Annotated in this window: 17 protein-coding genes; 3 read left to right on the top strand and 14 right to left on the bottom strand. The window is 47.7% G+C overall.

The genetic code is table 11. The features are described 5' to 3' along the window. Nucleotides 1–28: 28 nt before the first annotated feature. The 12 genes from HMPREF9447_RS13670 to HMPREF9447_RS13615 form a co-directional block, all read right to left on the bottom strand. Complete coding sequence (locus HMPREF9447_RS13670) at nucleotides 29–508, bottom strand: Panacea domain-containing protein (protein ID WP_004293873.1); 480 nt, start codon at nucleotides 506–508, stop codon at nucleotides 29–31. A gap of 103 nt (nucleotides 509–611) precedes the next feature. Then, nucleotides 612–1,217, bottom strand: a complete 606-nt coding sequence (locus HMPREF9447_RS13665) for an RteC domain-containing protein (protein WP_004293872.1) — start codon at nucleotides 1,215–1,217, stop codon at nucleotides 612–614. Nucleotides 1,218–1,455: 238 nt separating this feature from the next. Further along, complete coding sequence (locus tag HMPREF9447_RS13660) at nucleotides 1,456–1,878, bottom strand: dihydrofolate reductase family protein (RefSeq protein WP_004293871.1); 423 nt, start codon at nucleotides 1,876–1,878, stop codon at nucleotides 1,456–1,458. Nucleotides 1,879–2,157: 279 nt separating this feature from the next. Beyond that, a complete protein-coding gene (locus HMPREF9447_RS13655; protein ID WP_004293870.1) occupies nucleotides 2,158–3,480 on the bottom strand; it encodes a sigma-54-dependent transcriptional regulator in 1,323 nt (440 codons plus the stop codon). Further along, entirely contained in the window at nucleotides 3,473–5,791 is a 2,319-nt protein-coding gene (locus HMPREF9447_RS13650) for a hybrid sensor histidine kinase/response regulator (protein WP_004348456.1), read from the bottom strand. The genes HMPREF9447_RS13655 and HMPREF9447_RS13650 overlap by 8 nt, the downstream gene beginning before the upstream one ends. Next, nucleotides 5,791–7,716, bottom strand: coding sequence for a tetracycline resistance ribosomal protection protein Tet(Q) (gene tet(Q), locus HMPREF9447_RS13645; RefSeq protein ID WP_009127153.1), 1,926 nt, complete (start codon nucleotides 7,714–7,716; stop codon nucleotides 5,791–5,793). The genes HMPREF9447_RS13650 and tet(Q) overlap by 1 nt, the downstream gene beginning before the upstream one ends. 656 nt (nucleotides 7,717–8,372) lie before the next feature. Then, nucleotides 8,373–14,186: an N-6 DNA methylase gene (locus HMPREF9447_RS13640; protein WP_005790817.1), complete on the bottom strand. Its 5,814-nt coding sequence runs from the start codon at nucleotides 14,184–14,186 to the stop codon at nucleotides 8,373–8,375. Then, the gene (locus HMPREF9447_RS13635) at nucleotides 14,176–14,763 is read right to left on the bottom strand and encodes a DUF1896 domain-containing protein (RefSeq protein WP_004291461.1); all 588 of its coding nucleotides are present in this window, start codon (nucleotides 14,761–14,763) and stop codon (nucleotides 14,176–14,178) included. Before HMPREF9447_RS13635 ends, HMPREF9447_RS13640 begins: the two co-directional genes overlap by 11 nt. A gap of 27 nt (nucleotides 14,764–14,790) precedes the next feature. Then, nucleotides 14,791–16,878: a type IA DNA topoisomerase gene (locus tag HMPREF9447_RS13630; protein WP_005790822.1), complete on the bottom strand. Its 2,088-nt coding sequence runs from the start codon at nucleotides 16,876–16,878 to the stop codon at nucleotides 14,791–14,793. Between the two features lie 61 nt (nucleotides 16,879–16,939). Next, entirely contained in the window at nucleotides 16,940–18,508 is a 1,569-nt protein-coding gene (locus tag HMPREF9447_RS13625) for a DUF3945 domain-containing protein (protein WP_004348473.1), read from the bottom strand. Between the two features lie 20 nt (nucleotides 18,509–18,528). Continuing rightward, complete coding sequence (locus HMPREF9447_RS13620; RefSeq protein WP_004291454.1) at nucleotides 18,529–18,879, bottom strand: helix-turn-helix domain-containing protein; 351 nt, start codon at nucleotides 18,877–18,879, stop codon at nucleotides 18,529–18,531. 3 nt (nucleotides 18,880–18,882) lie between these two features. Further along, nucleotides 18,883–19,239 (bottom strand): helix-turn-helix domain-containing protein, encoded by a 357-nt coding sequence (locus tag HMPREF9447_RS13615; RefSeq protein ID WP_002561004.1) that lies wholly within the window; start codon nucleotides 19,237–19,239, stop codon nucleotides 18,883–18,885. A gap of 202 nt (nucleotides 19,240–19,441) precedes the next feature. Between HMPREF9447_RS13615 and HMPREF9447_RS13610 the strand changes: the two genes are divergently transcribed. After that, a complete protein-coding gene (locus tag HMPREF9447_RS13610) occupies nucleotides 19,442–19,741 on the top strand; it encodes a helix-turn-helix domain-containing protein (protein WP_004348475.1) in 300 nt (99 codons plus the stop codon). 31 nt (nucleotides 19,742–19,772) lie between these two features. After that, on the top strand, nucleotides 19,773–20,078 hold the full coding sequence (locus tag HMPREF9447_RS13605) for a helix-turn-helix domain-containing protein (protein ID WP_004348476.1): 306 nt from the start codon (nucleotides 19,773–19,775) through the stop codon (nucleotides 20,076–20,078). Nucleotides 20,079–20,158: 80 nt separating this feature from the next. Here HMPREF9447_RS13605 and HMPREF9447_RS13600 read toward each other — a convergent pair whose 3' ends face one another. Beyond that, a complete protein-coding gene (locus HMPREF9447_RS13600) occupies nucleotides 20,159–20,521 on the bottom strand; it encodes a hypothetical protein (protein WP_004348477.1) in 363 nt (120 codons plus the stop codon). A gap of 12 nt (nucleotides 20,522–20,533) precedes the next feature. Then, nucleotides 20,534–21,769, bottom strand: a complete 1,236-nt coding sequence (locus tag HMPREF9447_RS13595; RefSeq protein ID WP_004348478.1) for a site-specific integrase — start codon at nucleotides 21,767–21,769, stop codon at nucleotides 20,534–20,536. A 285-nt stretch (nucleotides 21,770–22,054) separates the two neighbouring features. Between HMPREF9447_RS13595 and HMPREF9447_RS13590 the strand changes: the two genes are divergently transcribed. Continuing rightward, on the top strand, nucleotides 22,055–26,110 hold the full coding sequence (locus tag HMPREF9447_RS13590; protein ID WP_044138085.1) for a hybrid sensor histidine kinase/response regulator transcription factor: 4,056 nt from the start codon (nucleotides 22,055–22,057) through the stop codon (nucleotides 26,108–26,110). Nucleotides 26,111–26,238: the final 128 nt, after the last annotated feature.

Here is a 26,238-nt window from a genome sequence, read left to right as displayed (position 1 = left end):
TTTGTTTCCGTATTTAGGAGAATCTGAATTAAGATTTAATAGTTTCCCATTTTTTCCCATAATACTCAATCATTAGTTCTGGAGTAATAACCTTGTCACAACGCTCATTTACATTTAAATCTCCACGTGTTTCAATCCAAGGCATCTCATTGTGGGACAATCGTTCTAATTCAGCACCGCTATATTTAAGATAATTCTCCAATATAAAGTCAATGAATTCAGCGTCTTCTGATGATAAACTCACATTGTGATTCATGCAATCATCAATATTGATTTCTGAATAGAGATATTTTGTAGAATTAAATCGATTGTAGATTTCTCGATTTACCGGACCATGAATCCATGCTTCAAACTCGCCGTCAAACATAGGTTTTTTATTGATACCATAAGACCATGCTTGAACATAATACAATAACTTCTGCAACTTTAAATTTATTAAAGACGCAAATCTATCTTCCGATTTTACTCGTAAGATAATGTAGTCTGTTATATCGTGTATTGAGTTCATCTGAATTATGACTATATCAATTTCAATGCAAAGTTAATATCTTTTTCTAATATAACAAAATAATGAATTGAATTGATGTGATTTATTCTAATGAATTTGTTTTTTATCTCCTCATACGATCCAACTCATCATCGCGCAGCATCCTCTCGTTCAATTTCTCCTGCATTCTGTCAAGGAAGTAGGTGCGGCTTTCGTTCTTCCGGCGTTTGATATCGGTGTAGAAACGGTAGCAGTCCTTCGACTCAACCCCGAATATCTTGTAAAGGAGCGGGGCAAGCTGTTTGAGCGGCATGTTGCCGTTGTTGATGCAGCCCATCTCGTCGATGCCGTAGATAAGTTCCACGAGGTCGATGGCATTGCCCGTCCATTGCAGGAGGCTGGTGGCGGTTTCTGTTGTGTTGTTGGCGGATATCAGTGGCGGCACTTGGGGCGTGGCAAGGAATTTCTGCATCTTCCTCACGAAAGACAGGGCCTTGCTGACATAGGCGGCAATCTCTCTCTTTTCTTCTGACAGGTTGCGCACGGGATGGTGCTGCAACTCGATTTCGATGTAGGCAAGCGCGATGACGGTAAGGTTCGCGTCCATGCTACCGTTACACAGTTCGATCACTTGGGTGGCAAAAGCCGTGTATGCCGTTTCCATATTGCAGTCACCGGCTTCGTTTATCAGGCGGAAAAAGTCGGTTTCCGCCAGCAAGAAATAATTCATGGTTCTGTCAATTTTGAAAATTACACTTTGTTTTCTGCGTGCGCACATGAATATAATTGGCAAAAAACGCGGCAGAAAATAAAAAATCCAACACTCAATTTTACAAAGTACTGGATTTCAGAGGTATAAAATTCAATATTTTTTCACAAGGACAAATTATCTCCGACTTAAATTGTTTGTAATCAGAACATTTATTCTATTCCTGAAAATAGAAATGTATGCTTGCCGCACATTTTGGCTATCTTGCTTTTTTATCAAGGATATAGATAATGCGACATACACCGTTGGAATAGCTTTTCAAGGAGGAAAGCGTCCAGTGTTGCTCTGGCAGAGCCGACTTAAAAAAATGTCGTCCGCTTCCGGATATGAAAGGAACGGTGTATAGTATGATTTCATCCACAGCGTGCATACGCAGTAGTCCGTTTATATAATCTGCCGTATCCAGTGTGGCTTCCGCGAGGTAACGGATGTTTGTGCCGTCTTTTCTCCATTCGTGCAGCATTGAAATGGAATAGTCCGGTGTCACACGGTAAAGGGCTTTCTTCCTGATTTCATCAAGACCGCAACGGTCAAGGCACAAATCCTGATGTGCTTTATCATATAACTCTGAAGAAAGACATCCGTCCATCGTCAGTACGGCGAGAATCTGAACTTTACCCATAATCGTTTCCTTTCGTTAGGCAAGGGTAAAAAAGTAGCGTGCAATTCACACTACCTTCAAGCGATGGCTCTGGTAAAGCCTTTACGGAGAGTACGTGAATGCACGCTATGCGTAAGCATAGCATAAGCATCACGCAATCGTCTCCGTAGTTCCAATTTACCAGATTTTCGCTTGAAACGCCTTGCGGTCTTATCCTATATGTTGGCGGCGAAAAGCTCCTGCCAATCGCCGTTTTTCTCAAATGTTATGCAAAGATAGCCAAATTCAGTGAATTACGGGCTATGATTGCTTGAATTTATATTTAAGTCCATACTCTTCAAGTTTGCTGTATAGTGTTGTCCTGCCTATGCCGAGCAGTTCTGCGGCGACACTCCGGTTGCCGTTTGCCTGTTTCAACGCACGCAATATCCGCTCCTTATCCTCCGCGTCATTGCGCAAGGCGAAGCTGACAGTAGAGGTCGGTTTCGTCACGGCAAGTTCCAGATGCTCTTTCATGACAACACCTTCCTGCGCCTGCAATACAGCACCCATAACTTTCTGCCGAAGTTCCCGCACGTTGCCCGGCCATGCGTGTGTCAGCAACGCTTTACGTGCTTCGGAACTGAACCCGCTCACGCTACACTCCAGCTCTCTGTTTGCCATATCACGGAAGAACTCTGCCAGCGGCATGATGTCTTCCTGACAGTCACGCAACGGAGGAACGGTTATCCCGAAGTCGTGCAGGCGGTACAGAAGATCCTGCCGAAAACGCTTTTCATTCACCGCTACTTCCAAATCTTCATTGGTAGCAGCGATGATGCGGACATTGAAATTCCGGTCTGCCTTGTCTCCGACCGGGCGATACCGCCTCTCCTGTATGGCGCGGAGCAACATCTGTTGGGTTTCCAACGCGAGGTTTCCTACCTCGTCCAGAAAAAGCGTGCCGCCTTCCGCCTCATGGAAATATCCTTTCTTGGCATTGTCCGCACCTGTAAACGCTCCCTTGACGTGTCCGAAGAAAGCCGACGGTGCAAGCTCTTTGGAGAGTGAACCGCAGTCCACCGCCACAAATGGCTTGCCTGCACGTTTGCTCTTGTCATGCAACAGATGGGCAATATGCTCCTTACCCGTGCCGTTCTCACCAAATATCATCACGCTCATGTCGGTGGCGGCTACCAGCCTTATCCGGTGCATGATTTTCTGAAAAGCGGAACCTTCACGGGCGAATACAGGCATACGGCGTTGTCCTGCCTGACGTTCTTTCAGTATGGAACGGATCAGGGGGACAAGTTTATCCTCCACAAGCTGTTTGGGAATATAGTCTATCGAGCCGAGTTTCATGCTTTCCACGGCGGTATTAACTTCGGCGTAGTCGGTCATAATGATGAAGGGCTGCATCTTTCCCTCCTTTCGCATCCAGCACAAAAGGTCTATGCCACTGCCGTCAGGCAGACGCAGGTCGGCAACCACGATATCATTATCTGTTGCCTGTTGCAGATGTTTCTTCGCGGTTGAGAGGTGGTAAGCCTTCATATTGCGGTAGCCCTCCCGTGACAGCATATTGCAGACATATTCGCAATACACGATGTTGTCTTCCACCACAATTATTTTTGTCTTATCCATCTTCGTATTTTCTCCTTTCCTCTTCTGCCAACCGTATTATTTCCACTCCCTTATCCAGCACAGCAGTCACGGCATGGCTTAACGCTTCACCATCCGGGAGAGCATCGCCACGAAGCAATCCGTAAAGTACATTCAGCGGTTGGTCGGCACGGAGCACCTCCCACGAACTGCGCAGGTGGTGGATCAGGGAATCCAGCTTTTGCAGGTCTTTTTCTTTTGCTGCATCCCGTACCGCCTGCATTTCCTTTTCTGTTTCAGTTATCAACTTTTCCAGCATGACGGCTTCATTGCCATAGGACAATAAGGCGGAAAAGTCCGGTTTCCCGTCCGGTGTCGCTTTTATGGCACACCTGTCGGAAACCTCCATCAGTTCCGATATGGAGAACGGCTTGAACAGGCATCCGGCAAAGCCTTTTGCCAATAGTTCCCCTTTGTTACAACTGCCCGAAGCGGTTGCCACAACCACCGGGATTGTTGGTGAATTGCCCACGTTGGACGAACGCAACAGTTCCAGCAATTCGAAACCGTTTATACCAGGCATATTCAAGTCTGTCAGCAACAGGCTGTATTCTTTCTGGCGTATCATTTCCATCAGTGCCGCAGCATCGGTGCAAGTGTCGCAGTGTATTCCTTCTTGGGAATACATCTCTTTCAGCATTAGAAGTAATACCTCATCATTGTCAATGGCGACAACATCATGGAATTTATTGTTATGATAAACAGGTGTATTGCTTGTATATCCAAGCTGTTCTTCAGCTTCCTGCATAGAAATTTCAACTGTGAAACGACTGCCTTTCCCTTTCTTGCTGTCCAAACGGATTGTTCCGCCAAGCATCGACACAATATTACGCATTATGGCAAGCCCAAGCCCGAAACCCTCCTTTGCAGCGGCATTTGATAGACGTTCAAACGCACCGAACGCTTGTTTCTGTTCCTCTTCTGTCATGCCTGTACCTGTATCTTCAATGACCAGTGTCAGAACTCCATTATCATATTCAGTAATCAAAGAAACACCGCCTTCTTCTGTGAACTTGACAGCGTTTGACAGCAGGTTATTCCCGATTTGTATTATTCGCTCTTTGTCGGTCAATACAATGGCATCGTGTCCAGTCTTCACGGACAAGGACAACCCTTTGTTCACGGCAACAGGCATGAACTCCGTTTCAAGTGTGTGCGTGATTGCAGAAATCCGGCAGGGTGACAGACGGGGCTGTTCCTTGCCGTTGTCCAGGCGGAAGAAGTCAAGCAAAGTGTTGAGCATATCCCGCATACGGTCGGAGGATTGCAGTATATTTTGGATATATTGCCCATTATTACCGCTATTGCATTCTTTCCGCAAAAGTTCGGTATAGCCGGTTATTGCCGTCAGTGGTGTACGCAACTCATGGGTAATAGTATATACCGCTTTCTTTCGGGAGGTTATGAGTATCTCATTTTGTTGCACGGACTGTTCCAATTGCTCGATCAAATCCGTTGTCTTGCGTTTGTATCGTTTAATGTTCTTTGCATCACGGTGTATGATGATATAGGAAATGACCAACAGCAAAAGAACAAATCCCATCAAGCCGCCTATCTGCATAAATGATTTTTTACGCATGGCTGTTATCTCGCTTTCTCTATTTTGTAAATCAGATTGCACCTTCTTTTCGATTTGGCAAATCAATCCTTGCAGTTGTCTGTTAAGTTCTGCATTACGGGCAGCAAGACTATCGGCTTGTTCTGACAATCGACGGCTCTGCGCATTCTGTTCGTTGACCATGTTTCTATTGGATGAACGGAGCGTAGTCGTTGTTGTCGTTGGCTTCGTTCCCTCTTTTTTGCCGAAGATGCTCAAGAAACCTTTTCGTTTTGGCTTTTTGGACTGTTCCTGCACACTTTTCTGCACAATAACCGGAATTTGATTGGCTATCTTCTTGTTAATAGATTGTTGTTCATCCATTAACCGGACTATCTGGAACATCTGTCGTTCCTTATCCTCTAAAAGACTGCGCACACTATCGATGCGCTCTGCTGGATAGGTGGCCTTGAAACGGCAAAGCATACTGTCCATTGCCATACGCCGTGCATGGTAATGCTCGATATCTTTATCGTTCCATTCCAGTATTGTTTCACCCAATAGAGAAAATTTTATCATTTGAATATTGATATTGTTTATTTCTTTTCGGAGCTCGTCTATTTTTTTATTGCCAAGTTCTAATGCTTCTATCTCCTGCCATTCATAGAGGCTATTATATGCCATACATCCGATAAGAATGGAGATAAGTATATATCCCAACTGTATTGCCTTATAGAAATTTCCTGACCGCTCCATTATTTTGATGACATTGATTTTTGGAACATGAATAAAAGTTTATCTTTTTCGTTCATGCGGATATTATCAGAATAACCGCCTTTTGTTATTTGATACCCGCATGGCTTAACCATAAAAATGCCTAAGCCCTTAGTGTATGAACTTACTTCTGATGCATAGTCTTTACTTGTATTTAATGGAACTTTCCCTTTAATATGACACCACTCATTATTGCAACTGATGTCTTCAATCTCAGACATCATTTTTTGCAAATCTGTAATAGCTTTGGAACTTGCCGCTTGGGGTATCTGCAACTCAAAATAGAGCATCGGTTCGAGAATGTCCACACCTGACTGTTGCAAGGCCAGCCTGAAGACATAAGGGGTCAGCTGTCTGAAATCAGCAGGTGTACTTACCGGGCTATAATACTCGGCTTGAGTAAAAGTTACTTTCAGATCAGTCACTTCCCATCCATGTAACCCGGATTGGCAAGACATACGAATCCCTTCAAAAACGGCATTTTGAAAAGAATGGTTCAGATAACCATAGGAGATGTCACTTTCGATTTGCAACCCTGTCCCTAACGGTAAGGGTTCAAGAGTCAGCCCTATTGTGGCCCAATAAGGGTTGGGCGGCACTTCGATCTGAATAATCTTATTGACCTTTTTTACAGGTCGTTCTTTGTATATAGTCTTGATCTCATCAAAATGGACCTTTACGGAAAATCGTTCTTCCAGCAATGTCTGTATGATTTCCTTTTGGGTTAAACCATATAACGAGATTTCCAATTCATCACTATATGAGTTTATGGAAAAGGACAAAGACGGGTCTTCAATCCACAATGTATTCAGAGCGGATATCACCTTGCTTCTCTCTTCGAGCCTGTCTGGCCGGACGGAGGATTTGAGAGCGGGATGCTGATGCGATAATCCTTGAATCAAACAAGGTTCAGCACCTAAATAATTTCCGATTCGAAAATCATCCATATCCTCTACAATCGCGATATCATTGGCGCCCACTTCATCAACATTTATCTCTCTGCCCTGATTGATAGTTTTTAGATTTTTAATCTTGATGAATTTTTCCGAATCGTTGATTCTTACAACGTCTCGAAGTCTCAGACTTCCGTCAATTATTTTTAGAAAACTTCTTTTATGTCCTTTGGGGTCATGCTCTATCTTATAAAGATAAGATGAAAGTCTGTTTGAGACCGATGCCGGAGGAAGTATAAAAGAAGTGATGGCGTCCAACAACTCATTGATACCGATATTGAACATTGCTGATCCATGTAGCACCGGATAGACTTTGGCTTTTGCCACAAGAGCGATTATCGTATTCCAATAATCAGCCGGTGAAATTTCGCTATCCGCCAAATATCGTTCTAATATATTGTCGTCATGGTTGCATACAAATTCTTTGTATTCTTCCTTTATATATGTTTGGGAGCAAACCGGATAAACCGATCCATCGACAACATTTTGCATAAACAGGACATCTTGAGACAGATTTGCTTTTATATCCAGATACAAACGCTCCAAATTCACACCGGCTCGGTCAATCTTATTGATAAATATAATTGTCGGGATTTGCAGCTTCTGTAAAGTATTGAACAGCAACTTTGTCTGCGCTTGTATGCCTTCCTTTGCGGATAAGATGAGGACTGCTCCATCAAGCATTTTGAATGTCCGCTCCACTTCCGCAATAAAATCCATGTGTCCCGGAGTGTCAATGATATTGCATTTCACACCATTCCAGATAATAGATGTCGTAGAAGCCCGAACAGTAATTCCTCTACGTTTCTCTATATCCATAGAGTCCGTTATGGTGTCACCATTATCCACACAGCCGCACTTTTCCGTTGCTCCACTGGCAAACAGCAGATTCTCGGTTACGGAAGTTTTTCCTGCATCAATGTGAGCAAGAATTCCTAAATTTATAATATTCATTTGGATTAAGCAATAATATACTACAATAGATGCATTGTCGAAACGCACCTTTTAATACCTCCTCGTAGCATATGAGAACTACAGGATTCCTAACTCGTATTAATATGTATATTATTACTGCCGCATAACGATTACAAAATTACACAAAAAAATATATCTAACAAAAGTAGGAGGATTTTTTAACTTTTTACCATAGACATTTTATTAGGGAAACGTAGGTTCAACTGGTAAGTACAAATAAGTAGAAATGTTTGAACAACACTGTTTTAGGAAGTTGAAAAATCAAGTTTCTCTCTCGGTATAGCGTTTATTTTGGCCAATATCTTCTTTAGTTTGGCATTTGAGTATTTCCCATTCGTGTTCTATTTAGCTCCTTATTATGAGTATGTAGCAAGTTGCTTATCAAATTCAGCCTCTTTGAGGGTCAAATATGGTTTTGCAAATGGTGACTGACAAGACATAAACAAGGTCAGCAGGATTTTTTACATAAATGGACATGAATGTATATAACCTAAAATAAGAATAAATTTTAATAAGGGCTGCCCAAAAAGAAAAAAATGCAGTTGCCATCCTACAGATACTTGCAGAAAGGATAAAATTTACTTTTAGACCTTTTGGGATAGCCCTTATTAATACTTCAGATAAAATTCCTAAGGTTATATTTTCAATCCTTTGAACCGGGTTTCCTCCTTGGCATACAGTCCCGGACGCCCGATTATGACATGGTTGGCAACGATACTATCCGCCGGACTGCGTATCTGCGGCGGTGCATTTTCGGGATATTGCGCCTGCCTGTTCCTCACATCTTCCGCTTCCGGCTTGACCTGTTGCCCTTCTTTCTCCTTTTCGGCGACTTCGGGCGTGGGCGGCGCAAGTTCCAGCTGTATTTTTCGGTCAAGGGCGGCAAGTTCGGATTTCAGCTGCTTCAGCTCGTCCTCCTTCTTCCACACCTTGCCCGCTATCTCCTGCAACTGCGGTATCTCCCTCTCCAGCACCTCGTTCTTCGCCTTGTACTGGTCGATAATGGAGGGTATCCTCTCCATCGCGTTCAGGAAGTTTCGGGCGGCAGCCATCGGATCAGCCATTGCCAGATGTCCGTTGTTATAGGTGTACTTGTAGTTCCCCTCTACCACGAAGCGGTTGTCGGTAAACTCCAATCCCTCTTTGAGTATCCTCTCGCTCACCACCTTTATCGGAAAACCGTACAGTTCTCCGACCTGTGTGTAAAGCCCGCCCGTAGTGGCGTTTTTCGCTATCTCCTGCAAACGCTTTCCGATAACCTTCTCATCGGCGGAATCCACACCGTCCACCTTTATTATATTAAGGCGGTTGCCCTCCCTGTCGGTCTGCGCCACCGAAAGGAAGCGGTTCCAGTCCTCCGTCATGGCATCTATGAAAGCCGTGTTGTTACGCAACTCGCCCGTCTTCGACTCTAACTTGAACTCCGAATCACGCTTGCCCTTGTTAAACGACTTGCGTTCCCCTTCGAGCGAGGCGATGCGCTTTTCAAGTTTCGCCTTGTCCAGCAGGTCGGTGTTGCCGGATAGCAACGCCATATATTCCGAAAAGTTCATGCCCGATTTCTCGTCCACTGCCCCCTCGTCGATGGTACGCGCCCCCATAGCACCGCTTTTGAGCTGGCTGATGAAAGTCTGCTTGCAGTGCAGGAGGTTGAACTTGTAGCTGTCCAGTGACTTCTCCACCGCGTAGATGATTACGTCCACGTTGTTCCCGGCGAAATGCTTGGCAATTTCGTTTCCGGCTCTAACTCCGCGTCCGTCACGCTGTTGCAGGTCGGACGGTCGCCACGGCGTATCGAGATGATGAATTGCCACACACCTTTTCTGTGCGTTCACACCCGTTCCGAGCATGGAGGTGGAGCCGAACAGAACACGCACCGTTCCGGCATTCATGGCGTCTATCACCGCCTTCCGAGCCTTGTCGGTCTTGCACTCCTGAATGAAGCGCACCTCGCTTGGCGGTATGCCGTAATCCTCCGTCAGCTTGCGCTTGATTTCCGAATAGACGTTCCACCCGTCGCCCGGCTGATATGTCCCCAAGTCCGAGAAAACGAACTGCGTGCCTTTCTGCGCGTCGTATTTTTGGTAATACTCCGCGATCATCTTGGCACAGTGGCTCGCCTTGTTATCGGGGTGGTCTTCATAATGCGGGTCTATCATGCGCATGTCGAGTGCCATCTTGCGGGCGTAGTCGGTGGCGATAAGCATCTTCGCCTTTTCCTCCGTTTCCGAAAGCGGCAGCCTGCCCAGAAGTGTGGCATCGCCAGTCTTGGCGAACTGCATCAGCTTCTGTATGAAGTCCTCCTGCTCCGGCGTGGGCGGTATGTGGTGCAGTATCTCATTCTTGTTGGGACGATCTACGCCCACGTCCTCTGCCGTGCGGTAGTCCGTGATTTCATTATAGAAGGCGGCAAGTTCCGGCACCTTGATGAAGTAGCGGAAACGCTCCTTTTGAACCACGTTGTTCGTCACGTTAAATTCAAAATCCGTCGTCTTCTTGGCGAATATCGCCGCCCAAGCGTCGAAACATCGGATGTCCTGCCGTTCCAGCTCCTTCGGACGCAAATACTTGAACAGCAGATACAACTCCGTCAGCGAGTTGCTGATGGTAGTACCCGAAAGGAAGGTCGCTCCCAAGTCTCTGCCCGTGCGCTCCTGTATGGTGCGTATGGCAAAGAGCATGTTCAGTGCCTTCTGGCTTCCCTCGCTGTTGCCCAGTCCCGCCACACGGTCATGGCGCGTGTTGAACGTCAGATTTTTGAACTGGTGGCTCTCATCTATGAAGATGTGGTCGATGCCCATCTGCTTGAAATCCACCACGTCGTCCGTGCGTGACTTTATGGCATGTTCCACCTTCTCCAGCTTCGCTTCAAGGTTGTGTTTGCGCTTCTCCAGACCTTTCAGCATAGCCCGCGACACGTTCTTTCCCTGCTGCCGCAGCACTTCGAGGTTTTCCTCCACCGTGTCAAGCTCCGCTTGCAGGATGCGCTGCTGCAACTCCGGCGACTGCGGTATCTTGCCGAACTGGTCGTGCGACATGATGACACAATCGTAGTCGTTGTTCTTTATATTATTGAAGAAGCGCACACGGTTGGCGGTCGAAAAGTCCTTCTCCGAAGCGTACAGAATACGTGCGTTGGGATATGCCGCCTGATAGGTGGCGGCAATCTCCGCAACGTTGGCTTTCAGCCCGATAATCATCGGCTTATGTGCCAATTTCAGACGCTTCATCTCATGCGCGGCGATGCACATTATCAGCGTCTTGCCGGTTCCCACCTCGTGGTCGCAAATTCCGCCGCCGTTCTGTTTCAGCATCCAGACGCAATCCATCTGCGAGGGATAGACGCTCTTGATACCCCGGCTTGCCAAGCCTTTCAGATTGAGGTCGGGGAAGGTCTGGTGCGAGCCGTCATACTTCGGGCGCACGAAACAGTTGAACTTGCGGTTATACATTGTCGTCAGCCGTTCCTTGAACTGCGGCGACTGTTCTTCGAGCCATTCGGAGAAACCGTTGCGGATTTCATCAATCTTGGCGTTGGCGAGCTGTATGCCCTCGCTGTCGCGCACCTTGATGTCGTTGCCATGCTCGTCCTTGCCGATGGACTTCATCATGTCGGGGCAGGTGTTGTGCAGGGCGTGTTTCAAGAGGTGCATACCGTCATAGTTCCGGTAATACCCCTTTACCAGAAACTCGTCCGTGATTTTCATGGTGCGGTAGCCGCACGCAACCGAAAACTCGTCCATGCTTGCGGAATAGGCGATTTTCACCTCCGTGTCGAACAGCCGGCTCATGTAGGCGGCATAGACACCCGTCGGAATCCAGCGTTCCCCGAAATTGAAGTCCAGATCCTCGAAGGCGATACGCGGCGGTTCGGCATCTTTCAGAGCCTCCAACGCCTGTTTCACTTCCGGCATACGCTCACTTTCGGGGTTTTCGCCCATCCAAGCCTCTATGCGTTCCGCCTTCTCTATCACGTTCCCGGCTATGAAGCGGTCTTTGATTTCGTAACCGGTCACGAGCGGATTGTAATAGATGCGTCCTTGCAGGGCTGTGAGCAACTCCTCCGCCGTGCTGTCGGTTATCTCCCGCATATAGTCGAGATTGACCGTGCCATATTTGTTGAGCGACGCGGACAGGGCTTCTTCGGGAGAGCCTACGTTGGCATGGCTCTCCACGGAGAAGGAAACGGGATGCTCGAAGATGTCCGCCTTGACGAACTTTCCGTTCTCCACCCGTTCCAGCGAAAGGATGTCACGCCCGCCCGCGTCCATCATCACTAACTTCACGTTCTGCTTGGCGTTGAGGTTGCCGTAGCGCATGACAAACTCATCGTAACAGGTATTCAGATGCTCTCGCCACGGAACATTTGCCTCGCGCCGGAGCGATTCATAACGGTACAGACGCTCGTAGGCGTCACGCAGCGACACATACAACAACGCCTTTTCCTTCTGGTATCCTTTCAGGTCGAGCGGCTGGAATGTAGCCCCGTATGGCGTGATGTCCTTCAGATAGCCGATGTTATGACGCCCCCGGTCAGCCACCAGCGAGCCTTCGCGCAGGTGCATCTCCGGCGTGCGATGGTAGGCACGCGGCGTAAGGTCCGCGACTTCCTCCTTCGGCTTTTCCGGTTCGATGTCGGGAAAAAGGGAAGTAGCCACCGTTTCCGGTGGAGCATCGGTAACAGCAGGTGCGGCGACTGCTTCCGGCTGTGTTTCCTCCTGCCGGGGTTGTTCACGTGGTACTTCCGGCGTGATCGTCGCAACCGTTCTGTTTTCATGTTTTTCATTATGCTGCCTTGCCAGCTCCCGAAGTTCCTTCCTGCGCTCCGGCGTGAGTTCCATCATCATCTCGTAGAAGCCGTTGATGGGAGGATTGGTTTCCCAGTCCAGCTTTGCATAGATGTCGTCCGGGTCGGCAGGCTTGGCGGTGTTCTCCGCTTTCACCTCCTTATTCTCCATAGCGGGTTTTGCAGTTGGAGCTGTCGGTGTAACCGTGACTTTCGGTTTGGGCGGAGTGGACTTTGCCGTAACTGCCTTTTTCACCGTCTTTTTCTTTTTGGAGGTTTTCGGTTGGCTGACCTCTTCCGTCATCCCCCAGAGGTTGAGCAAGGAGAGCTGCACCCCGTCAGAATATTTCGGACGTGGCTCTATCTCCGGTTTTTCCTCAACGGGTTGCGGTTTTTCCGTCGGAGTTTCCACCGTCTGCGCCGAAGATACCGTTTCCAATTTTATAGCAGGACGCTCCGCCTCCTTTTGAACGGTAACCTTTTCTTCCGTTCCCGACTGCCAGATTGTTCCCGAATACAGACGCATGGCGAGCCTGTAATGGAAATCCTCGTTGAGCATCCGGCGCAAGTCCCCGGCGATACCTGCGGTCTTGCCCTCGTGCAGATAAACCATAGCGGGCTTCCCGTAGGGGTCAGTGTCAAGTTTCGACGTCGTATGCACGATGCGTTCCGGGTGGTGGATGAAATAGGCGTTGTCGGTCAGGTCGGTTTTCGTGTCCGTCTGTATCACGGTCATCAGCCGCTCGTCCTGCGACATTTCCTTCTTGCTGAGGTTCTTTTGCAGGACAATCAGGTCGCTGCCCACCTCCGTCCCCGCGTTGTCCGTGAACAGGTTGTTGGGCAGGCGTATCGCGGATACCAGATTGGCCTGACTGAACAGCTCGTTACGCACGGAGGTCTTGGTGCTATTCAATACCCCTTGCGAGGTGATGAACGCCACGATACCGCCGTCACGCACGGCATCCAGTCCTTTGAGAAAGAAATAGTTGTGGATGGTTTTCTGGGCGGAGCGTCTGCCGAAAGAGTCGCTCCGCTGAAACTCCGCGTCGAACACGGCAATGTCACCGAACGGAATGTTGGACACCGCCAAGTCGAAATAATTGTTGAACGGTCTTTCGATTTTCTCAAAACCGCAGGTGCGCATTTTCTGGTCGGGATAGAGATGCCTCAAGATTGTACCCGTGAGCAGATCCTTCTCGAAAGCCATCACATCCGCATTGGGGCTGTGCCGTAGCATGGAATCCACGAACACGCCGACACCTGCCGACGGTTCGAGCATACGGGCGGGGCGGACGCTGTAATCTGCCAGCACGTCCGCGATGGTGTCGGTTATCTCTTTGGGGGTGTAGAAAGCGGTCAGCACGGACGCTTTCAGCGAATCCACAAACCGCTTGTACTCTGTTTCGTCCTTGCTGTTCTCACGGATAAGCCTGTGCAGCTCCACCGTCGGGGCGAACAGTTCGAGGTCGGATTTCGCCCACCGGACGGCATCCGTCAGTTCCTTTGCAGGGTTGAGGATACATTTCAGACCGCCGAAACCGCAGTACCTTTGAAGTATGGCACGCTCTTCGGTTGTCGCTGTCCTGTTTTCCCTGTCAAGGATGAATGCCGTCCGTATCGCCTCGATGTTGTCCCGCAGTTTCTGTTTGCGGTTAAACGCCATATTCGTCTAAGTAAAGGACGGTTGCTCCCGTCAGCTCCGTGTAGAGCAGGTCGTAATCGGAAGACAGGGCGAAATTGTCATCCGAGAGGTCATAGACGGAGAACACGTTGCCGACAAGCGGCAGCAGTTTCAGGACAAAGGCTTCACGCTTCTCTTCCGGCACTTCATCGGCAAACTCGTTTTCCACGACTTCGCGGAGGATGGCGTAACGGGAATAATGCAGCCCGCGCAGCAGCGTGTCCATCGCCAGTTCCTGCGCACCATCGGCGGGATAGCCTTCAAGCCGTGCCCTCTCATACGTTTCGGCGGCACGGTCGGCCCGTTCCCGTATGAAAGCGGTGTCGTCAGCCTGTTCAAACTTGTTCGTGCGGAGATAGTCCAGCAGGTACAGACCGTAATAGGAAAAGTCGGTCTGACCCTCGTTTTTCTTCTTGTTGTTCATTACTTTGGATTTAGCGGATTGATAATTAACGGGATAATCGGTTGGAAAAAGGAAGAAAAAGGCACTCGGTATCCCTCCGAGTGCCACCACTAAATCCAAAGTATGAGTGTAATCCGGTATCGAAGAACAATTCATTACTCTGAACAAGTGGCAAAGTTAATACTATTTCTTCCGTCCTGAAAATTTCTTGCCCTTTTTAGCCTCCGGGAACACAAAAGTCGTGTTATATTCCCCGTCAAAGGCGACAACAGCATCGAAACTCTTGCCCTGTTTGCTCTTGAACCCTTTGAGCAGCTTGGTATGCCCTTCGGTGAGCAGGTCTTTGATTTCATCGTCGGACAGGGTGCGTCCCGCTTTCAGCCGGAACACGGGCAGTCCGCACTCCGTGTTGTCGCAGCGTACCACCTTGCCGTAGAACCGCATCCTGCCCGTGCCACACTTGGGACACGCGCAGCCGGAGTCACGGCTGCCGAAGAGCTTGTCGCACGAGAGCAGTTCGGAGGTTATCTCACGTGTGTACGCCTCTATCTCCTTGCGGAAGGTGTCGGCGGACAGTTCCCCGCGCTCGATACGCGCCAGCTCCTTTTCCCATTCGCCCGTCATGGCAACATCGGCGATGCGCATCGTCTTGACGACGGAATTGAGGGCAAGTCCTTTTTCGGTGGGAACAAGCGACTTCTTGCAGCGTTCCATGTAACCGCGCTTGAAAAGCGTTTCGATGATGGAGGCGCGTGTGGCGGGAGTACCGATGCCACAGTCCTTCATCGCCTGCCGCAGTGCGTCGTCCTCAATTTCCTTGCCCGCCGTTTCCATTGCCGAGAGCAGGGTGGCTTCGGTATGCAGCGGCTTGGGTTTGGTCTTTCCTTCGGTAATGGACGAGCCTTTCGGTGTCAGCGTGTCGCCTTCCTGCCAGCCGGGGATGGTAATTTCCTCTTTTTCCTCGCCATAGACGGCACGCCATCCGGTTTGCTTCACGACGCTGCCTTTTACGGTAAACTCCACTCCGGCACATTCCGCCGTGACAGTGGTCACATCCTTGACGCATTTCTCAGAGAATGCCTCGACCATGCGCCCGGCAATCATCTGATAGATGGTATTGTCCTCTTTGGAGAGGAAGAGCGGTTTCTCACCCGTGACGAGCAGGGCATGGTGGTCTGTCACCTTGCCGTCGTCCACGCTGCGGCGTGTCGGGGCGGCTTTTGCCCGCACCTTGTCTTTCCATTCGGGCTGTGTGCCGATGAAAGCGAGCAGTTTGGGAATTTCGGCAAACACGTCTTCGGGGATGTAGCGGCTTCCCGTTCTCGGATAGGTTATCAACTTCTTTTCGTAGAGTTTCTGCGCGATTTCAAGCGTCTGTTCCGCCGTGAAGCCGTGCTTGGCGTTGGCTTCTTTCTGGAGCGTGGTCAGGTCGTAGAGCAAGGGAGTTTCCTCCGTCTTCTCCTTGCGCTCGGCTTTCGTGACAGTGGCGCAACCTGCCGCCTTTACCTTATTATATAGTTCCATCGCCGGTTCTTTCTCTTTCCATTTCTCGGAGGATGAGAATTTCACGACTTCGCCGTCGCAACCGTCCGTTGCGATATGGAGCAGCCAGAATGCTTCGGACGTAAAGCGGCGGTTCTCCCAGTAGCGTTCACATACCATAGCCAACGTTGGTGTCTGCACCCGCCCCACGGAATACGTGCCGTGTCCGGCGGCGATGGATAACGCCTGTGTGCCGTTGATGCCCACGAGCCAGTCGGATTCGCTCCGCGCTTTGGCGGCGAGGTAGAGGTTGTCGTATTTGCTGCCGTCTTCGAGTTTCCGCAGTCCCTCACGGATAGCTTTGTCGGTGAGAGAGCTGATCCACAGGCGCACGAAAGGAGTGGTGCAACCCGTATAGTGGTAGAGGTAGCGGAAGATAAGCTCTCCCTCGCGTCCGGCATCGGTCGCCACGATGATATGTTCGCTTGTGTCGAACAGTCTTTTGATGACTTTTATCTGCGACACCACGCCGCTGTCGGGCTTGTAACCTTTCTCCGTCCTGACCTGACGGGGGACGAGCGTGAATGTGTCGGGAATAATCGGGAGGTTGTCACGGACAAATCCGCGCACGCCGTAGCCGTCGGGCATGGCAAGCTGAACGAGGTGTCCGAATGCCCATGTCACGGCATAGCCGCCTCCCTCGAAATATCCTTCCTCTCTCTTTGTCGCGCCCACGATGCGGGCGATTTCACGTGCCACGGAGGGCTTTTCTGCAATGATTGTCTTCATGTTTTCTTGCTTTTTTGTTGATACTTTGGATTTTATTTTGGATTCAGTGGCGGACACGGGATTACATTTTCATGCCTTTGTTGTTCTTCTTTTTCGGCTTCTCCTGCTGCTGTTGCTGGCGGTCGTCCTTCGGGGCGGTCTGACCTTTCTGCAAAGGCTCTTTCAGGTTCTTTGTCGCCTCGTTGGTTTTGCCCTCGTTGTTCACCGCCACCTGTGTGCGGCTCTCGTTGGACGGGGCGACCTGCTGGGCGTTGTCGGGGTTCGTTTCGTAGCGGTACGGGCGGCCCTTCTCCGGGTTGAACTTGATATACATCGTGGCATGGAAGCCCTGCTTGTCGGTCACGTTCTCCAGTTTCACGGCTTTACCCGCCACGTAGTCGGCTTTCTGCTTGTCGGTGAAGTTCACGCCGCTCCATTTGCTGATGGGGCGGATGCTGCCGTCCTCGTTCATCCACGTGTTGCGGCGTTGCTCCTTCTTGGTCTGTGCGGCATTTTCCCCGCCTTGCGCCTGACTTTTCGAGGTGTCACCTTTGGCTTCCTGCGTCTGTGCGGTACGGGGCGACCTTCCGGTTCCCGGCACGAACTCCACGCCGCGCTGCTCCACGTTCACTTGAAGGGTGGTGACGAACTTCCTGCCGTCGTTGCGCTCGATGAGCTTGTCGCGCACGGGCAGTCCGGCGCGGAGCATGTCCTGCTCCTGTTTGGTGATTTCCGTCTTGCCGATGCGCTCCGGGATGCGCACCTTGTTTGCCGGAATGTCCGTGATTTCATTCGTCTTGCGGTCGATGCTGATGTAGGAGGGGATGATTTCGCCCGTTTCCCTGTCCTCAATGTCCACGACCCTGCCGAGGTTGCCCGTTTCGCGCAGGTTCTTCCGGTCATCGTCGGAGAATTTGTGTTCCTTGTACTCATCTAACTTCTGCTCCTTGCGGATGAAGTGCGGCACGAGGCTGACATTTCCCTCACCGTCCTTCTTGAAGGAGAGGCGGGCGTCCAGCTCGAATGATTCGCCGCCGAAGGTGGGCTTGACCTTTACCAAGTCGGACTTGCCGTAGTGGAGCATCTTCGTAAGGTCTCCGGACTTTTCAAGGTCGTCACGCTTCACGCCCCATCTGTCCTCCAGCTCCTGCCAGTTGATTTTGCTCTCGTTGATGGGTTGGTAGCCCTGTCTGCCCTGCGTCTGTTGCGGGCTTTCCTGCTGTTCTTTCTGTTGTTCCATGTTTTCCTGTTTTTGAGGTTCTTGTTTCTCTGTCTTTTGTGCCGCCATCTCTTCCTGCACCTGCTGTTGATAAGGGAAGGTGTCGATTTTGTGCGGTGCAAGGATTTGTTTGTTCTGGTACGGATGCTGAAGCAGGTCTTTCATCACGCCAAGCATGGAATCCACTTGGTCTGCCGCGATGCGGTAGAAACCGAAGCGGCTGGGTTCCTTGCACTGCCGGAAGAAGTTCTTGAAGAAGTTGTCCAGCACGTCGCCTTGTCGGTCGAATTGCAGGAAACTCTGCGCGTTCTCAGCTTTCGCAGGGGTACGCTTGGGTGTGCCGTCTGCATTCAGCCCGGCTACCACGCTGATCTCGCCCGTCTTCTCATCACGGACTACCAGCACGTCCTTTTCGTCTTTTTTCTTTGCCATTTGAAAAATGTTTTAATGGGTTATTTATGAAAGAAATTATGGATACGAGCCTTGTAGAAGGCTATATCTTCTTTTTTGAAGTCCTTGATATGGTTGGAAAGGAATGTCAGCACATCCTCCTCGCTGTAATAGGTTTTCTTGCCCAGTGTCTTGTAGGGCAATGCGCCGACACTGCGGTAGCGTTGCAGTGTGCGCTTGCTTATCTGGAGCAGCATGCACAAATCCTGATTGTCGAAAAGGCGGATGCTTTCCGTGATAGTAGGCTGTTTCCCCTCAGCCTTCATCGCCAGCAGCAGTTCGTCCTGACGGTCGAGCCGTTCCATCAGCTTCTGCATCCAGCCCTCGAAGTTGTTTCGTGTGAGCAGTTCCATGACCTATGTCCTCCTTCCTTTTGGTTTGCCGCCAGTGCGCAGCGTGTGGTTGCGTTTCAATTCCTGCGGTGTCGCCGCGTCCTCGTTGACGGCACACGCTTCAAGCAGGCGGTCTATTTCCGACTGCCGGTAGCGGCATTTACCGCGAAGCACGACATAACCGATGCGTTGCTCGCTGCGCATACGCTGGAGGGTGCGGGTACTCACGTTAAGCAGGTGCGCCGCCTCGCGTGTGGTGAGCAACCTGTCGGGCGATGCCGCTTTCTTGTCGCCGGAGGCGGCACGGACGTGTGCCGCAATCTCCGCTATCTGTTCCGTCAATGACCGGAAGGCGGAACTTTCCATCGTTATCACTTTCATATTCAGTCCTTTCTTTTTGTTTCTGCAGCAAAAATCGGCAATAAACAAAAGGGGCTTTAACAACTCACTACGTGACTCACGTAAGATTTTTACGGAAGATGGCTCCGTAACCCGGTCAAACGGCGCAACAGGCAGCCTTTCAGCGGAAAACGGCACGTGTTCAGGACCGTACCGTTACCTTTGCGGGCAAACCGATAATTGCATGAATATGGAAATAGTATCTATCGAGAAAAAGACTTTCGAGATGATGGTGGCGGCATTCGGCGCACTCTCGGAGAAGGTCGCCGCCCTGAGGCGCAAAAGCGACACGAGGCGCATGGAAAGATGGCTCACGGGCGAGGAAGTCTGTAGGCAGTTGAGAATAAGTTCGCGCACGTTGCAGACGCTGCGCGACAGGCGGCTTATCGGCTACTCGCAGATAAACCGCAGGTTTTATTACAAGCCGGAGGAGGTGAAGCGGCTGATACCGCTTATCGGCACGCTCTATCCGCACGGCAGATGATTTGATTTATTCACCCACTGAATCCGAAGTTATGATGAACGAGAACAACGATGTTTTTACGATGGAAGACGAGCCGATAGCCTCTGTGGTGCAGGATATGCGCAAAGGCTCGAAATGGCTGTCCGCCTTTCTGGAAAGTTACCGTCCTCTGCTGGACGGGGAACGTTACCTGACGGACGGCGAGGTGGCGGAACTGCTCCGCGTAAGCCGACGCACATTGCAGGAATACCGCAACAACCGCGTGTTGCCCTTCATACTTTTGGGAGGGAAGGTGCTTTACCCGGAAACGGGGCTGCGTGAAGTGCTGGAAGCAAATTACCGCAAGCCGCTGGAGTGAGCGCGGTTGGCAAGAAAAAAGGAAACGGGCGACACTTTTTGTGGTGCTGCCCGTTTCCTTGTCTTATGTGGTATGCGCAATCAGCAGTACCCGGCTTTTCCGTTCTGTATGAACATCACGTATGCCTGCCGTTTCTCTTTGGCGAGAGCTTTTCCCACCAGCCATGTGCGGAACAGGTGGGTGTTGTAGGTGTTCAGCCGGAAGGCGACGGGGATGATGATTTCAAGCGCGTACACATCTGCGTACAGTCCGTTTTCAAGTTGCATGTAGCGGCACACCTCGTAGTCGTTAAGCACGTCCGACTTGCGGATGGCTTTGATGGCGGCGTTCACTGCCGGGACGGTCGTATGGAACAGTCCGGCGATTTCGGTGGCGGTCATCCACACGTCGTTACCGGTTACGCTGACCGCCTTGTCCTCTATGATGATTATGTCACGTTTCATGGCTTCTCTTTTTTAGATGGTGCAACCTGCAAATTCCTCAACACTGTTCAACCTTGCGGCAAGGTTCTTCATGTCCTGATTGAGTTTTTCTTTGGTTATCTTCGCGTAAATCTGCGTCGTCTTTATGCTCTTGTGTCCGAGCATGGAGCTGACGGTTTCGATAGGTACGCCATTAGAGAGAAATACCGTCGTGGCTGCCGTGTGGCGGCTCTGATGCCACGTGATATGCTTGGTGATGCCGCAACGCTTGGCGACGGCACGGATACCGGCAAGGCACGTGTTATAATGCGGGACGGGGAATATCTTGCCGTTCTCGCACAGCCCACGGTATTTGCCGATTATGCGGTTGGCGATGTCAAGCAGGCGGATGTTGGACACCACGCCCGTTTTCTGGCGGTTGATGTTTATCCACTCGTGTTCGTCGAAGTAGGTGCGGATATTCTCTTCCGTGAGGTTGCGCATATCCGAGAACGACAACCCGGTGAAAGCGCAGAACAGGTAGAGGTCACGGTACAGTTCCTGTTTGGCGTTTTTCAGTTTCCCGTCCATCAGCAGGCGTATTTCCTCTTTGGTCAGAAAACTGCGTGTTGTTTCCTCCTTCTTGATTTCATACTCGCGGAACGGGTCGCGTGTCAGCCACTCGTTGTTGATGGCGATGAACACCATCGTCCGTAGCGGGCAGACGTACAGCCACACGGTATTGGTGCAGCAGTGTTTGTCCGTGCGCAGGAACATCTCGAAGTCGGAGATGAAAGCGGGGGTAAGCTCTTTCAGTGCGATGTCCTTCACATGGTAGCGGATGTCGAGGAACTCTTGCAGGTGCTTGTAAACGATACGGTACTTTTCCAGTGTACCTTTTGCTTTCATGCCTGCTTCCACCTGTTTCTCATAGTCCTCATTGTGACGACGGTACACCTGCATCAGCGTGTGGTAGCGGTGTTCCAGTCCGAGAAAAGCGTTCTTCACCTTCTCAGCCGTGACGAAGTTGTCACGTTCCATGATTTCCTGATAGTGCCTATTGATGCGCACCCGCATCTTGTCAAGCATACGGTTCGTTTCGAGTGCCGCCGCGCTTCTGCCTGTGACACGTCCACCTTTGGTGTCCCACAGTTTCGGATCGACTGTCAGCTTGCAGCTGAACTGCGTCTGGCTGCCGTCCACCGTGATGCGTCCCATGACGGGTACTGTCCCGTCCTTTTTCACTACCTGACGCTTGAGGTAATAGATTACTGAAAATGTACTCTTCATCGTCCTTAATTTTTTGGTTTCAAAATTAGTTGGTGAAGAGTCCGGTGTCGGTACGCAAAACGGGGAGGAACGGAGCAATCTTTTTCCGTAACCGAAATTTTTGCGTGAGTTATCGGTAACTCACTATTCCTTAACGTATTGTTTCGCTATCCGTACCCGTTTGTCGCATTTTCGGGCATGGTTACGAACAAGTAACGTTGCGGCGTCAGGATTTGGCTTCGGCAGGGATTGTAATGGCTTCACGAATTATCGCCACTTCAACTAAAACCCTTGTAACTCAATTCTATCACTATAACTTTCCGCATTTCACTTTTTTGTAGTAACTTTGTACTTAAAAATGTCAGTTCACATAATCTTAGACAGATTAGTAATCGTGACGGTCTATCGAACAGTTCCGTCACTTGTTTATTTCAGGATGAGAAACGTTTTTTATGGATTGGTACTTATGATGGGCTCAACATGTATGATAGTCAAAAAATCTATGTATATAAGCCAGATATCAATAATCAGAATAGTCTTTCAAGCAATGTCATCAGAAAAGTCATAGAAACGGATAAAAACTACCTGTGGATTAGTACCAAATGGGGATTAAACAAACTATCGCAAAGAAGTAACACAATAGAAGAATATTATAATGAATTTGGTGAAAACTCATATATTGCAAAAGACAGTCAGGACTATTTATATGTATTTAATAGACCCAATACATTATCTCTATATTCGAAATTAGACAATAAATTTATAAATTTCCCTATCTATAAAGAGAAAGAGTTGGACAATGTATCAAGTTTTATTGTTGATTCACAAGATACGGTATGGATAAACCATAAAGGCATAATGGAAAGGTATACCATATCCGGCAAAAAAACGAATAATCCTCAAGTAGTCAAACATCCGGACTTTATATATCCACACCTCATAAAATATGCTTTTTACAGTGACGGGAAAATAATTATGGTAGATTCTGAAGGAAACATATTTTACAAGGATAAAGAGAAACTACATTTTGTAAAAAAGCTGCAGCAACTAATTCAGGAGAGTGGAGAAATCGGAGCTATTGCTTTTGATAACGATGACATTCTTATTGGATTTGAGACCAATGGTCTTATACGACTAATAGCTGAACAAGACTACCAAGTAGAGAAGTTCAACATCAATTGCGGGGTATTCTCTTTGTGGAAAGATGAACAACAAGATATTATCTGGATTGGTACAGACGGACAGGGAGTATATGCGTGGACAAAAGACGAATATACATTTACTAATATATCGCTCAATGAACTTCCGATCAGTAAGAAAAGGCCAATTCGTGCTGTTTACACTGATAAATATAACACCTTATGGTTAGGTACAAAAGATAATGGTGTGATAAAAATCAACAATTATGATACTTCAAAAGAGTATTCAAATGATAATGTTACACACCTTACAACACAAGAAGGACTTACTAATAATGCTGTTTTCGCATTTGCACCAAGTAATGTATATCCTATTTTATGGATCGGCTCTAATGGACCTGGTTTAAACTACTACTCTTTTTCGGACAATAAAATTCACTCACTAGTCAACAGTACTAATCAAAGTATCTCCCACGTACATTCCATGAGTGAAACAAACGACTCGCTACTATGGGTAGGGGCAGGAAATACTTTATTGAAAATAAGTATTCAACAACATAAACAAGGTTTTGAGGCTAAAAAGATTCAAGCATTCAACTTCAAGGTTCCGCATAAGCAGAAAAACAATCAAATATATTCCATATATCCGGAAAATGACTCTATCATTTGGATTGGGATGCGTGGCAATGGTGTTATCAGGTTAAATTCTCGTACTGAAGATTACTCTTTTATTTCTTTTGACAGAAATGGTATAGCTCCCATGAGTGATATATTATGCATATATCAAGACCAACATAAAGATATATGGCTAGGTACGAGCTATGGATTAACCAAATTAAAAATCTCATCTGATGGTAATTATGACTATAAGAACTTTAATGAGAATGAGGGGTTACCCAATAATACAATACACGGAATCATTGAAGACAAAGAAGGACATCTATGGTTAAGCAGTAATACCGGTATTATATTATTTGATCCTCAAAAGAATACATTCAGAAACTTTAATCATAGAACAGGCTTAGATATAACAGAATTTAGTGACAACGCATATTTTCAAGACCCCAAAAGAAACAGATACTTTTTTGGGGGAGTAAATGGCATAGTCTGGATAAGAAAAGAGAAAGAAAAGAAAAGTAATTTCGTGCCTGATATTCACTTCACAAAAGTGAGAATTTTCAATAAAGAATATAATATTCATGAATTTGAAAAGAAAGATAGTAATCCTCAAAATATCGTACTGAACTATGACCAGAATTTCTTTGCAGTCTCTTTTGTAGCCACCGACTTTATCAATGGCGAAAACTGCAAATATTCTTATAAACTTGAGAATTTCAACGATGTATGGATGGATACACGCTCCAATGAAGCCCAATTTACAAATATTCCTCCCGGAGACTATACACTGAAAGTGAAATACAATGACGGAGGAAATAGCAATGATAATGTAATCCAGAGCATCCGTATCGTCATTCTTCCTCCCTGGTACCAAAGTATTGCAGCTCAAATCATATATGTATTACTGGTTATTGGAGCAGGATTTGGTTTCTGGCATTATATCCGGTGGAAATATGAACGAAGAAAAGCCGTTATTTCCAAGAGATTAAACGAAAAGTATAAAGAAGAAATGTATGAAGGTAAATTACGCTTCTTCACTAACATCACACATGAATTCTGCACGCCACTTACCTTGATCTATGGACCATGCGAAAGAATATTGCAGCATGAGAACAGTGATGCTTTCATAAAAAAGTATGCTCAGATTATAAAGTCGAACACAGAGCGTCTCAACAGCCTGATACAGGAAGTAATAGATTTCCGCCGTATGGAAACCGGCAATCAGATATGCCACATACAAGAACTGAATATCAGTAAACTGGCAAAGGATATTATAGATTCATTCGGTGAGTTGGCAGAACAGAATCAAATCCACCTGGAAACTGATATCTGTCCGGAAATTATGTGGAAAAGTGATCATAGCGGGGTCACTAAGATTCTGAATAACCTTATCTCAAATGCATTCAAATATACCCCCGAAAATGGAACAATCCGCATATCCATTAAAACAGGGGGAGACAAGCTAAATCTAAAAGTTTATAATACAGGGAAAGGTATTTGTAAAGAGAGTATTCCACTCATATTTAACAGATACAGTGTACTTGATAACATTCAGGAAAATAGTATTAAAGGGCTTTCTTCCAGAAATGGTTTGGGACTTGCCATCTGCCAAAGCATGGTAGAGTTGCTACAAGGTACTATTGAAGTAGAAAGTGAAGTGAACCAATATGCTCAGTTCATAGTGAACCTACCGCAACTTGAAGTAACCGAAAAAGAGGAACGTGTACTGAATGAAGAAACTCCTAAATCTGAGTCTTTGAATAATAATACAAATATTGAAGTAACCGAAAGAGGCGATCACGAAAAAGAATCCAATCATCCGGAGACAACCATCCTGATGATAGACGACAATAAGGAACTACTGTGGATGCTAAAAGATATATTATCCGACGAATACTCCGTTTTAACGGCAGAGAATGGTGAAGAAGGGCTTGCCATATTAAAACAAAAAACGCCCGACCTTATCATTACAGATATTATGATGCCTAAAATTGATGGAATCACCTTAATCAAACAGCTCAAAAGCAACAAGCATACCATGCATATTCCATTAATTATCCTCTCTGCAAAGAATACAACCGACGAAAAGATTGAGGGGATAGAATCCGGAGCAGACGCTTATATCCCCAAACCATTCAATACTCAATATCTGAAGAGTATCATCAAACAACTATTAAAAAAGCAGGAAGAATTAAAGCAATACTACAATTCCTCTGCAAGCGCCTTTGAATTTAGTGGTGGACAGTTGCTACAGCATGAAGACAAAAAGTTTATGGAAACTGCCATTGAACTAATCAATGAAAACATGGACAACACCGAGTTCGGCCCAGAAGAACTTGCAGAAGCCATGCAAACCAGCAGTAGAAACTTATATCGCAAGTTTAAAAATCTGGAGCAGCTACCACCTAAAGATTTCATTAAAGAACAAAGAATAAATTATGCTGCTAAATTATTATTAACGACAACGTTGACTATACAGGAGGTCATGTATCGGACAGCTTTCACAAATCGGTCACATTTCTATAAAGAGTTTGGCAAACGATACAATCAGACTCCTAAAGAATATAGAGAGAGTAATAAATATAAAGACGATTCTCTCAACTAAAAAGAGCTTGTATATAGATACTTAAGGTAAGAATGAAAACGATAGCAAGCTCGCTTTCTTGCCATAGTATTGGCAATGATTAAAAGTAGAAGAGAGTAGATACTACGACTACACTCGGGATACAGATG

The sequence above is a fragment of the Bacteroides oleiciplenus YIT 12058 genome (genome assembly GCF_000315485.1).
GTDB lineage: Bacteria > Bacteroidota > Bacteroidia > Bacteroidales > Bacteroidaceae > Bacteroides > Bacteroides oleiciplenus.
Note: the sequence above shows the minus strand (reverse complement) of the source record. Positions and strands in the feature narration are given on the sequence as shown.